The sequence below is a fragment of the Dellaglioa sp. L3N genome (assembly GCF_054941095.1).
In genome coordinates this window covers 1,627,591-1,640,617 of the sequence record NZ_CM142928.1, presented here as the reverse complement: position 1 = coordinate 1,640,617, position 13,027 = coordinate 1,627,591, and the positions used below count along the sequence as shown (strand labels likewise).

Annotated in this window: 9 protein-coding genes; 5 read left to right on the top strand and 4 right to left on the bottom strand. The window is 37.8% G+C overall.

Annotation, left to right across the window (positions count from 1 at the left end):
- The first annotated feature begins 196 nt into the window (after positions 1–196).
- Both ACVPPR_RS08465 and ACVPPR_RS08460 read left to right on the top strand, forming a co-directional pair.
- A complete protein-coding gene (locus tag ACVPPR_RS08465) occupies positions 197–2,587 on the top strand; it encodes an L-type lectin family protein (RefSeq protein ID WP_462304148.1) in 2,391 nt (796 codons plus the stop codon).
- A 113-nt stretch (positions 2,588–2,700) separates the two neighbouring features.
- Positions 2,701–3,405 carry a hypothetical protein gene (locus ACVPPR_RS08460; RefSeq protein WP_462297222.1) on the top strand — a complete coding sequence of 235 codons (705 nt, stop codon included), beginning with the start codon at positions 2,701–2,703 and terminating at the stop codon, positions 3,403–3,405.
- Between the two features lie 62 nt (positions 3,406–3,467).
- Here ACVPPR_RS08460 and ACVPPR_RS08455 read toward each other — a convergent pair whose 3' ends face one another.
- The 4 genes from ACVPPR_RS08455 to ACVPPR_RS08440 form a co-directional block, all read right to left on the bottom strand.
- Entirely contained in the window at positions 3,468–4,301 is an 834-nt protein-coding gene (locus tag ACVPPR_RS08455; RefSeq protein ID WP_462297220.1) for an undecaprenyl-diphosphate phosphatase, read from the bottom strand.
- A gap of 120 nt (positions 4,302–4,421) precedes the next feature.
- Positions 4,422–6,230, bottom strand: a complete 1,809-nt coding sequence (pepF, locus tag ACVPPR_RS08450; protein WP_462304147.1) for an oligoendopeptidase F — start codon at positions 6,228–6,230, stop codon at positions 4,422–4,424.
- A gap of 113 nt (positions 6,231–6,343) precedes the next feature.
- Complete coding sequence (spxB, locus tag ACVPPR_RS08445; RefSeq protein WP_462304146.1) at positions 6,344–8,095, bottom strand: pyruvate oxidase; 1,752 nt, start codon at positions 8,093–8,095, stop codon at positions 6,344–6,346.
- Positions 8,096–8,222: 127 nt separating this feature from the next.
- Positions 8,223–9,665: an amino acid permease gene (locus tag ACVPPR_RS08440; protein WP_462297216.1), complete on the bottom strand. Its 1,443-nt coding sequence runs from the start codon at positions 9,663–9,665 to the stop codon at positions 8,223–8,225.
- Between the two features lie 249 nt (positions 9,666–9,914).
- Here ACVPPR_RS08440 and ACVPPR_RS08435 point away from each other — a divergent pair, with 249 nt between their 5' ends.
- From ACVPPR_RS08435 to ACVPPR_RS08425, 3 genes are all read left to right on the top strand, one after another.
- Positions 9,915–11,429, top strand: coding sequence for a hypothetical protein (locus ACVPPR_RS08435; RefSeq protein ID WP_462304145.1), 1,515 nt, complete (start codon positions 9,915–9,917; stop codon positions 11,427–11,429).
- Between the two features lie 230 nt (positions 11,430–11,659).
- Positions 11,660–12,265: a WxL domain-containing protein gene (locus ACVPPR_RS08430; protein ID WP_462304144.1), complete on the top strand. Its 606-nt coding sequence runs from the start codon at positions 11,660–11,662 to the stop codon at positions 12,263–12,265.
- Positions 12,266–12,298: 33 nt separating this feature from the next.
- Positions 12,299–13,009 carry a WxL domain-containing protein gene (locus ACVPPR_RS08425; protein ID WP_462304143.1) on the top strand — a complete coding sequence of 237 codons (711 nt, stop codon included), beginning with the start codon at positions 12,299–12,301 and terminating at the stop codon, positions 13,007–13,009.
- The last annotated feature ends 18 nt before the right edge of the window (positions 13,010–13,027 follow it).

The window sequence follows — 13,027 nt, the reverse complement described above, 5'->3', positions numbered from 1 at the left end:
TCGGTCTGTTTTTGAAAGCTTATTTTTACGGCATATATTGGTAACGCTTTCTATGGAATGTCAATTTCTGTGAGTTAACGCGTAGATATTGATTTTCTTTTGAAATAAGCTATGGTATATTGTTGTTAAGCAGTTAATAAGACGAAATATATATATAATGTATCAATATATTTAAAGAGAATGTGGGGGCATTACAATGAAAAAATTAAAAGTAGGAACATTATTAATAACAACGTTAATGACGTTAATCTTTATTGGGAAATCAGTGAGTGCTGATCCAGCTGATGATTATGCTAACGCAATTAAGACGGCACCACATGGTATTACTATGGATAATATTTTCACACCAGGTACTGGTAGTTCAACAAGTATCGCAAATGTTATGAATCTTGATGATGCTGGTAATGCTGTTGCGGCAGGGTCTGCAGATGCTACTAAGTCAATTGTTAAAATTACGGATAATAAAAATCAGGTTGGTTCAATTTGGTCAACAGATGTTAATGCATTTGATTTAAATGCTAATAGTACGACATCAATGTGGATGTATTTTGGAAATCAGTACGGTGCAGCTGGTGATGGAATGGCTCTCGTTCTACAAAATGATGCAAGAGGCCTAGCCGCAATTTCAGCTGGTGGGGAATCTTTAGGTGTTTGGGGAAGTGATACAGGTGATAATAATATTCAAAATAGTGCGATAAAAAATAGTTGGGCACTTGAATTTGATACACATCGGAATGGTTCATCAAGTAAAGGCAGTGGATTTGATAATATCAAAATAGGCGATAATCATTTGGCAAATGGATATCCCGCGAAGAGTGGGACATATGAACGTCAGGGAAACTTCATAATTGGTTATTATAATAAGATGTCGCATGCAGGCATTATTAATGGATCAGATAGTTGGTTATCAAATGGTTCATGGCACCATGTGACGTTAACTTATTCATCAGATTCTGCAACAGAAGGAACAATGACCTACACAATTGATGACAAGGACCCATTGTCAAATGATCAACAAAAAGGTCAACCTCAAACAGCTACAATTGATAAAAAAGAATTTGCATCAAATGGTAAGGTACGTTGGGGATTTACTGGTGCAACAGGTGCGAAATATGAAAATAATATTGTTATGTTTGAACAGGTACCTAATTTAGTTTCGGCAAAGGCAACTCAAAAAGTTTCTGATGTGAGCCAAGACGATAAAGATATTACTGATAATGGTTACGTTAAAAGTGGCGATAAAATTAAGTTTCAAACAACCTTGAATTATGAAGGTGGGTTACAAGACTGGCGTTCAATTAAAGCAGCATTAAGAGTTCCTAATGATATTACCTTAGATAAGGCAGCTACGATTACTTATGCTAATGGTGATAAGGAAACATTTGATACAACGGTAACGAGTAAAATTGACTTAATCACAAAAAAAATGAAAGATAACTTAACGAAGGCAAATAATGTGGCAGTTATTACAATGGTTGGGACAGCTAATAAAGTTGATAAGGATACCGTTGTATCAAGTCTTGGTGGCGATTTCTATGGATCAAATGCAATTGCGTCATCAAATGATGCAAGTTTTACAATTGGGGAACCAGCGAACCTATCAATTGAGGGATTGAATTCACCATCTGTTGAGTATGAGACTGATGCAACAATAAAAGGAACGTTGAAATCTTCGAATGCTACAACTGAACCAGATAATTTGGTGACATTCTATGCCACAATTAATGGAAATAAAATTGCAAAGCACCCAACAATTACGTTGATAGGTGATAGTGGTGACTTTCAAGATACCGTCCCTGCTGCTGATTTAAAGTATGGGGATAATGCCTATACGGTTTATGCAGTGGATAAATATGGGGATACATCTCCTGTTGCAAAAACAACAATTAAAGTTAATTCACAAAAGCCAATATTTGCATTAACTGATGAAGGTAAAACAGTTGATGCACCATACACATTACAATATCAAGTAACAGATGATAGTAAAACGGTTAAGATATATTATGAAGAAGGGTCAACTACTCATGAGTTAATGGAAACTTACGATAACTCACAAACAATTGGTCAAATGTATTCTGGAAAGTATGAATTACCAAATACATTATCAGTTGGGAAACATGAGTTATCTGTTTATGCCATTGATTCAGATGGTAATAAATCTGATGTGAAAACAATTACGGTTGTTGTTTCTGGTAAAATAGAGATAACAACAGTTGGTAATTTAGATTTTGGGCTTCAAAAAATTCCAGCACAGACAACCGTTTTGTCTCGTCCAACTGATTTCTCAGTTGATTTAGAAACATCGTTGCCTGGAACTTGGAAGTTAACAGCTTCAGCAACTGACCTTACTTCTAAGAGCAATACGCTTAAAGATGCCATTGTTTATCGAGATAAATCTGGAGATACTTTGCAGACATTGGATTCAACCGGTATTGAGATAGCGTCAGGGGCATCGAGCCAAACAATGACAACAAAGTCATGGACCAAAGATGCGGGTGTTTTAATTAAGGCTGATCCAAGCCAAGTTCACAAGGATTCATATACAGCAGAAGTTAACTGGACATTAAGTCACACACCAGCTTCATAATAATCAAGGGTCAGAATAGCTTTTATTCTGATCTTTTTTTATTTTTATTTTGCAATTATAACCATCTAGGATATGATGGACTAGAAAGAAATACCGAATCTGGAGGATGACTAATGAAAATGATCGTTGAAGAATTTATGACTGCCATCGAAGAAGAAGCTTATGATAAGACTTTTTATACAGCAACACCAGCAGAAGTTCAATCTGTTGGGATACCAGCATTATTTGCAAAAAGCTATGCGGCTTTAGAAAAAAGCTTGCGTGATAAAAAGTTAGCTGAGATTCAATTAATGATTGAATACCCAGAAGGAACGGCTATTTTTACGTTGGAAACGAATATTATTAATTTACCTTTCCGTTATTACAAAAAAATGCCGGGATTCTTTAATGAGGTCTCAGATGAAGCTGACATTAATGTTTATTTAATCGTTGAATCACCTATTCTTAATGTGTCTAAGTTGAGAATTGATGAGGTGACCTCAGCTACTAGTTATTTAGAAAATCCAAGTGATTATAATGTAACAATGACAACAATGATTGCTGAAAAAGTGGCTTTCTTAGAGAATCCACCGGTCATTGAAGAAAAAGAACCTGTTGTCGTTGAAAAGAAAAAGAAGGCACCAGCTAAAAAGAAAACGGCTGCTAAGAAAAAACCAGCTGCCAAAAAGAAAGCAACAACTAAAAAAGCGACGACTGTTAAAGCCGAGAAAAAAACAGCGGCAAAGAAACCCGCTGTTAAGAAAGCAACGGCTAAGAAGACGGCTGTTAAGAAACCTGCAGCTAAGAAGAAGTCGACAACTAAACCTAAAGCAAAATAAAAACCAAGGAAAAAATCATCATGATTTTTTCCTTGGTTTTTATTTATGTATCGAGTTAATTTTTATTTGATGAAGAAGTAGTAAATCAATAATAAAGCACCTAAAATGATACGGTACCAACCGAATGGTTTGAAATCTTTTGATTTAATGTAGCCCATCAAGAATTTGATAGCGACAATTGAAACAACGAAGGCCACCACGCAGCCGAGAACCAAGGCAAACGTTTGATCACCAGTAAAGCTATGACCACTATGGAAGTATTTGAAAATTTTAAGTAAGCTGGCACCGAACATCACTGGAATTGACAAGAAGAATGAGAATTCAGCAGCGATAAAACGTGATGTTCCTAAAAGAATAGCACCTAAGATAGTTGCACCAGAACGTGATGTTCCGGGAACTAAGGCAAGGACTTGGAAGACACCAATCCATGCAGCAGTTCGATAGCTAACTTGATTAAATGTCGTAATTGATGGGGTTGTGTTAGCTTTTTTGTTTTCGATAACGATGAATAACACACCGTAGATGATTAACATTAAAGCAACAACTGGGAAATTATACAAATGCGCGGTCATCCAGTCATCAGCAACTAAGCCAATCACAGCGGCTGGTAAGACGGCAACAATGACTTTACTCCACAATGACCAAGTGTCTCGTTTCTCTAATTGAGATTTACGAGGTGAAAATGGGTTTAACTTGTGGAAATAAAGGACAACAACCGCCATGATAGCGCCAAGTTGAATCACAACAAGAAACATATCCATGAAAGCAGCGCTCTCTTTGAGTTTCAAAAATTCATCAACTAAAATCATATGCCCCGTTGAACTAATCGGTAACCATTCTGTTATCCCTTCAACGACCCCTAAAACAATAACCTTTATCATTTCAATAATATTCATAAAAACAGATTCCTTCCAAAACTTTTTTTTAACTTTTTTTAGTATAACCAATTTAATATGAAAAAACACTAAAATTAAAGAAAACCTTAGACTTTTTTAAGTTTAAGGTTTTTGTGGAAGTTAAATTTCTTTACTTAAAGCAATGATTTTATCAACGGTTTCATCTAAAAATTGAATCGTTTGGTTCAATGGTTCATCAGTTGTAATATCAACGCCAGCAACTTTGGCAGCTTCGATTGGGGCTAATTCACCACCAAGTTTTAGAAAATTGAGCCATGATTCAGTTGCGACTTCAGGATCTTTTAATAAATTCAAATGAGCTTGCGTTGAAATGGCAAGTCCAGCTGAATAAGTGTATGAGTACAGTCCCATATAATAATGTGATTGGCGCATCCAAGTTAATTCAGCGCCCTCATTGATTTCAACATCGGGTCCCCAGAATTTTTCGAGTACATGACGTTTGATGTCACTTAGTTGGTCGCCGTCGAATCCTTGACCAGCATCAATCAATTGGTAGACTTCACGTTGGTAAGCTGCTTCAAGTAAATGGGTCACAAAATTATGGAAATAAGTATTTGTTAACATTTTTGAATAAGCAAACCGTTTTAAGCGAGGATCTGTTGACTGATTTTCAATCGAACGCGTTAATAATAATTCATTGAACGTAGAAGGCGCTTCAACCAAGTAAGTAGATGGCTCACTACCAAGGATTGATTGGTTATCTTGTGTCAGGATAGCTTGACCAGCATGCCCAAGTTCATGAATTAACGTGTAAACGTCAGCTAATTCATCTGTCCATGACATTAAAATGTAGGGATGTTTACCATAAGGAGTTGTTTCAAAACCCCCAGTTTCTTTACCGATATTTTGTGGAAAATCAACCCAACGTTCTGGGAATGAACGGGTAACCATCGCTTGATAATCTGTACCAAGTGGGGCAACGGCATCATTGACATACTTTTTAGCTTCTTCGATTGAAACTTTTGGCGCAAAATCAGGATCTAAATCAATTTGTAAGTCGGCGAAGGTCATTTTGTCTAAGCCACGCACGTCTTTAATATGTGCAGCGTATTTCTGCATAACAGGTGCTAACTTAGTCATAATCGTATCGATTTGACGATTAAATAATGAACGGTCAACTTCTTGTTCGGCCAATAAGTAATCGAAAACGGAATCATAACCACGTAAAGTGGCAATACGTTTTTCTAGTGACACTTGATTATAATAATTAGCCGCAATTGTGTGCTTATACTGGGCTAAAGTCATTGAAAAACGCTTGAATGCGGCGTGGCGTACGGCCATATCTGGATTATATTGATACGTATTTTCATATAAAACAAATGACATGGGGTAAGTGACCCCGTTAACTTCAAAATCAGCAAAATCCATATCGGCCGCTCGTGCTTGACCGTAGATTGCTTCTGGTGCAGAGAAGTTAGGTTGGAAAGTAGCGAGTACTTGTTCAACTTCTGGACTTAATTGGTAGGCTTTTTGTTTCTTTAATTGGCGAATGTAGGCTTTTAATTTTGGATTAGCCGTAACGACTTTATCTAAAATAGTTACTGGGCATTTTAATAATTCGATATCAAAGAAAACTAATTTTGTGGAAATTTCAGCAGATAAGGCTTCAAAATCACGCATTAATTGGTTGGCAGTTGGATTCGTAATATCGACGGCTTGCTGCAAAAAAGCATAATGTTCAATATGTGATAAGCGCGTGTAAATGTCTTCTAAGGCATTAAAGGCGTCACAAATTGGCACTGTTTCGGTTAGATGACCATGATAAGCAATATCGAATGCTTGAACGAGGTCACGAACCAAGTCAATATCCGTCTGAAAAGCAATGGCATTTGGATAAATGGCCGTTAAATCCCAAGTTAATGCTTCGGGAACTTCATTTCGAGTAACAAGTTGGTGATTTTTTGTCATAATCGTAGCCTCCTATAAGGTTTGTATGCCTAGTATTGTACCATTATCTAGGGTCTAATGAATAAAAAAAGAACCTATCAAATGAGATAAGTTCTTCATAATTCGTGAGGGCATTATTTTGAGTATTTCTCGATTAAATCGTCTAAGACAAGTAAGTCTTCTGCTTCGTAGCGTTTACGGAAAGCAGCGATTTCTTCTGCTGAGAAGTTTTTGGGATCAACGGCCAAATCTTCAACTGGAATGGCACGTTCGTCAGTAATTTTGACATCAATGAGAACGGGACCTTCTGAAGCTTCAGCTTTTTCAAATGCGGCAACCAATTCGTCATGAGTAGAAACGGGAATACCTATGGCACCCATGGCATTTCCAACTTGTGCCCAATCGGCATCATTGAAATCAATTCCATAGAAAGGTTGACCTTCATCTTCTTGTTCATCTTGAATAAAACCAAAATGTTGGTTAGAAAAGACAACATTAATCACATGTTGTTTGTATTTCACTTGGGTTAATAGATCTTGAACCACCATCGCAAAAGCGCCATCTCCAACAAGGTTAAAGACTTGGCGGTCAGGATAGGCTGATTTAGCAGCGATTGCTGCCCCCATACCGTAACCCATTGTAGCGAATAAAGCAGATGTTGTGAATTTTTGGTTAGGATTCATATCTAAATAACGTAAGCTATTCATTGTGACATTACCAACGTCGATTGCGAAAATGTCATCGCCAGTGGCATGTTTGTTGATTTCTTTAAAGACGGCAGCAGGTTGAAGTGGCGTTGTTGTTTTATCCTCGAATTTTTTGAGGTAAGCACGCCAATTTGCCATATCTTCAATTGTTGCATCGAAGAATGGACGGCTTTCAACAGGTGCGTCAGCCAATTCAACGAAACGAGCTAATGTTTTCTTAGCATCACTGAGTAAAGCGACATCAACAGCATGACGTTTACCAATTTTCGAAGCATCAATATCAATTTGAATAAATTTCATATTTGGTTTTAAGATTTTCTTTGTTTGTGCAAAAGGTAAATCGGCACCCGCAAAGACAACTAAATCAGCGGCAGCAATGGCTTCATCAGCAGGTTTTGTTGCAACGCGGTAAGTTGACCCTAAGTTTGCGCGATAACTATCTGGGACTGTTCCTTTATTGATGGCTGTAATAATAACGGGCATTTTAAACTGTTCAGAAAAGGCGATAATTTCATCAGTAGCCCCTTTTGTCCCAATTCCAGCGAATAAAACAGGTTGTTTTGCTTCTTTGATAAGGGCCAAAGCCTCTTTAATTTTAGTATCATCTGGTTCGGGTAGAATGGGTGCTGCATAATTGTGACCTGATGCGTAATAACTATCAGCGTCGATATCCATCCAACCATAGTCATTTGGAATCGTGACCACCGCAACCCCTTTGTATTGGTAGGCTGTTCGAATGGCTTGGTCAATGACACGGGGTAAACTTTCAGGTGTCATGACCGTTCTATTGTAGACAGAAACATCGGCAAACATAGGATTTTCATTCATTTCTTGGAAGGAATCCATGTTCATAGCACTCGAAGCAACTTGTCCGATTAAAGCAAGCACAGGGACATGATCTTGTTGAGCATCATATAAACCGTTGAATAAATGTGTGGCACCGGGACCAGCTGAACCAAAGACAACCCCAACTTTACCGGTTAGTTTTGCTTCTGCAGCTGCAGCCATTGCGCCCACTTCTTCATGGCGTACTTGGACATAATTAATGTGTTCTTTTTCGGCTTCTAGAGCGCGCATTGTTGTATTGAATGAGCCACCAGGTAAGCCGTAGACATTTTTAACTTCCCAATCTTGTAATACTTTCAACATGGCAATTGATGCTTTGATTTTTTCTGACATAACTTAATCCCCACTTTCATTAATGAATAAGTATCTTGCACAACCTATTATGCCATTTAATGATAACGTTTACAAAAGAAAGGGACTAAAAAAACACGATTCTTTAAGAACCGTGTTTTCAGTGTGTTTATTTAGCTTCTTTTTTGTTTGTATGACGTGCAATTGCTGGCAAGATTAAACCTAGAGCAACGAAGATAATAGGTGTTGCAATGTTTAATGCAAGTTGGAAAATGTAGCTTGATGGGTTATCTGCATAGGTAATCTTAGGCACAACCCCTAAGATACAAGCAAAGGCTGTGAAGAGAAGACACCATGCCCCAATAATGTAACCGACAACCGGATTTTTAACAAATTTGTATTCCGATTTGAATTTTTTGTATTGTTTGTTCAATAACATGTAAGCGAAGAATACCCAGAGGTAACGCATAGGCATAACAATGGCGTTTAAGTTCAATAACCATTTGAATAATTCGTTCATGTTACCAATTCCCATTGCGGGAACAATGATTAAGATACTGACAAGGATACCTGTTAAGGCATAACCATTAACTGGCGTCCCTTTTTTGTTGCGTTTTGATAAAGCTTTAGGAATGTAATTTGCATCTGCATCACCTAAAAGAATTTTTAGAGGTGCGTCGATTGAGAAAGCAAGAGCTGACATTTGAGCCATTGCATTGGCAACTGCGTAAAGAATCATGAATAAGTTACCGACGTGGTAGTAAGTCCCAAGACGTAAGAAACCTTCGTAAGGACCATTGGTAATTAAATCATCAGGGATGTTATTCCCATTGAATAAGAAGCCCATGGCGAATGAACCAAGAATTGCGCAGACGGCAACCATGGCAGCTAAGACTAACATTCCTTTTGGAAATTCTTTGGCTGAGTTTTTTGTTTTATTAACATAAGGTGAAATCTTTTCAGCACCACCAACGGCAAAGACTAACATTGAGATTGTCGTGAAATAAGCGAAGTTGAAATTAGGGAGATATGATTTAATGGCACCCATATCAGGTGTTTGAATTTTCGCACTTGTCATGAAGGGTGCTGTGACAGCTAAAAGAATGAATAATAATGACATAATAAACATTGCTGTACCAGCGACACTACCAATTCGACTAATGGTTGCAACCCCTTTTGAGGCTACCCACAAGAAGAAAAGGAAGATGACCAAGCCCATAATTGAGACAGTCATTGCAGAGGTATCGTTAACGAAATTACCGTTTCCTTTAAATAACCAACTGAAAGCAATTAAGATACTTTGAGGTTTTTGAGCTAAATAAGGAATATGTACAATCCAGTAAGTCCAAGCAGCATAGTAGGCAAGTCTCTTAGTTGAAGTTGCCCGCACCCAAGAAGATACCCCACCTTCTGCATCTTTAAAAGTTGAACCTAATTGTCCAACAATCATTGTATAAGGAACAAAGTAGAAAATCATGATCAAAATCCATGATGTAATAACGGTTAAGCCTTGGTTTGCAAAGTTATTAAAAACATTTGCGAGTCCCCAGACGGAAACGAACGCAACTAACGCGACGTTATACCACCGTAACGTTTTTTCTGATTCAAGCAAAGTAAGAATCCTCCATTGTATTAAGTGACGTTTTGTTTATCTATGTTCACTCATTTTTAAAATGAAATAAGATAAGTCTAATTATAAAGAAAAGGTAATGAAAGCACAATCAATTTTTGATTTAAGGGCGTTTTTAAAGGGGTGTAAAGACAAATGTCAAAAAAAGCAAGTAAGACCTAAAATTTTGACGGTTTTTATTAGAAAACATCATGTATCATAGTAGCAGTGATAAATGGGGGGAACGGTACTATGAACATAAAAGTTAAAGCAATGCTGCTATCAGTGCCAATTCTTATTGGATTAGGGGCGTTTCAACAAACAATCCAGGCAGCGCCAACGATTAGTGATGTCATGGCATTGAACAAGCAATCATCAAGTGTTGTTGGTGATGCAAGTTCAAGTATAGTAGAAGATTCTGCTAAAACTGCTAGTGACGCAACAGAAACAAATCAAGCTACTGTTGCGAGTGCTGACACTAAAAAAGATTCGTTGGATAAAAAAATTAATAATACGAAGGCCGATAAAACGGTAACGACCACAACCAAGGCAGATACTGCTACGGCGACAACAGGTAACAAAAAAGTGGCAGATAAGCGTACAGATTTGAAAGCTGTAAAGAAGTCTGGGGCTACGGTTCGAGATGACACTAGTGTCATCTTTATGAATGGTATAGATGATGATGTGGAATATCCTACGGAACTTAGCATTGCGGATTTAGATGATGATGCAACGCAATCATATTCGGGATTTTACTCCGATGAAGCACATGGTGCAGAATTAGGGTTAAAGGATGTTTTATTTACAGCTACATTTACGGATGCAGATGGTAATAAGCAGGACTTAGGTAATAATGATTTGGGACTTCCACGGAATAAGTTTGGACTGAAAACTTTATCCGATGATGGTCAGCAAGCATCGTTTACCGGTGAGGTACCTGATAAGTTATTTAAAATAGGAAAAAATACTTATAGCGTTGTTGCAGAACGAGTAGCTGATGGCGTTCAGAGTACTACAGGAACAGCAACAACAAAGGTTACAATTCCAGCTCCGGTAGTGGATTTGGACGATAGTCCTACTACAGTCGATGTGCCAACCGCTGATCCTCAATACACCTTGAACTACACCGTTAAGGCAAATGAGTATGCAACCAAATTAACAACTTACTATAAAGATAGTGTTACTGGTAAAGAAGTTGAAATGGGTAGTTATGACAATACTGATAAAGATAACAACCATAAAGATAACTTTACAATGAAGGATTTAGCAAAAGGTGATCACACGATGACAGTTTATACAAAAGATGATCAAAAGAATACATCTGATGTAAAGACCTTTAAAATTCATGTTGCTGATGATGTCGTTGTTAAACCAACTTTCCAAATTAACAGTATCAGTAATCTTAATTTCGGTGAGGCAATCAAAATTCCAAGTGAGACAACAGTAATGAGTCCGCAAGCTGGATTGAATGTTAACTTGGCTGCGGTTAATGCTGGCGGTTGGAAGTTGAAGGTTGCGACTGATGGCTTGAAGGGGACTGATGGTAGTACTGATCCTAATGCTTTGATTTTTAAAAGTGATTCAAAAGATAATGGACAGGTTATCGATGTCACCGGTGTTGATGTCACAACGGGTACCGGCGTAAAAGATAGTATTGATACAACTTATGAAGCTGGGACCGGTGTTCTATTGAAGGCTGATCCAGCTCAGTTAAAAGCACAAACTTACAAAGCTGAATTAGACTGGACGTTAGTAAGTGCACCATAAACATATAGAAACGAAACATTGAAATGGATATAGGTATTTCTTTCAAAGTCAGTCTAGTTCAGCTAGATTAGCTACTTTCAAGAGTATCCAGAGAACAAATAACGAGTGTGCTGGTTGGAAATGTCAAAATTTTACACTTAACTAGTAAAAGTTGACAGTTTTAAGTTAAATGCTTCCGGTATACTTCTGTTATGGTGATAAACAAATAAACAGTACGGGGGGATATTATTATGAAAAAATATTTATTAGCAACAACTTTATTGGGGGCTGCAGTTGTGGGTCTTGGAACAATGAACAGCGTATCAGCTGATGACGCAGCAAAGACAACTGATGCAACAGCAACATTTACAGCAGGGGAAAATCCTGATGGTGGTGGTTCATTAGAAATTAAGGATGCAACTCCTACACTTAATTTTGGAACAAATAAGATTTCAGCAGATAATGTTGATCTTCCATCAAAAGCAGGTCTTGATGTAACGGTTAGTGATCTTCGTGGTTCATTTGCCGGATGGAATGTTTCTGTTTCGGGAACACCATTAACAAATAAAACAGTTGGTGATTTAGAAGGTGCTTCACTTGTTTTACCAGCTGGTATGGTAAATGGTGCAGCTGCAACAGATAAGATTACTGCAGATGGTTTAGATAACCTTTTAGATGGTAGTGCAAGTATTAATGCAACACCAGAAAATGGTGCAGGAACGACTGAAGTTAACTATGCAACTGCTGCAGATGCAACACCTACTGCTGGTATTCATATAAATGTTCTTGGTGGTTCTGCACATGCTGTAGCATACACAACAACATTGAAGTGGACATTAACAGACGCACCTAAATAATAATAAACTTAAAAAATTCGGGGGAATAATAATATGAAAAAAATTCTAACAAGTGCATTACTATCAGCAACAATTTTGGGGGCTGGCTTAGCAATTTCAAGTCACGTAAGTGCTGCTACAGATCCAAAAAGTGAAAAAACAGATGGATCAGTTACATTCGAAGCTGGTACAGACCCAACAAAACCAGTTGATCCAACGGACCCAACAGATCCAGATGTTGATCCTGACGATCCTGATGGTGGTGATGGTGGTACTGGTGAAGCTGGTCCATTAGAAATTGCATATGCTACTAAAACTGTTTCATTTGGTACAGACAAAACAGTTGGTGATGGTTCACAAGATGATGCACCTGCTGTTAAAATTTCTTCTGACAAACAAACTCTTTACGCAAACCATTATGTAGCTCTTGAAGTTGCTGATACTCGTGGTACAGCAGCTGGTTGGACACTTAATGCTTCAACAAGTGATTTTACAAATGGCGACGAAGTACTTAAGGGTGCTGAATTAGCTTTCGCTCCTGGTGCTGTAACTGTTGCTAATGGTGGTGATTCATCAACTGCTGCATCAGCATCAGCTGTTACGAAGACTGGTACTGCCTTATCAGCTGGAGTAGATAAGGGTGTTGGTTTAACAGTTGATAAAATTGCTGCTGATGGTGCAACTTTAACAATTCCTGCTGGCTCTGCAAAGGTCGGAACATATACAGCAGCCGTTACGTGGACATTGACAGACGCACCTGCATAATAAATAGACATTTAAACA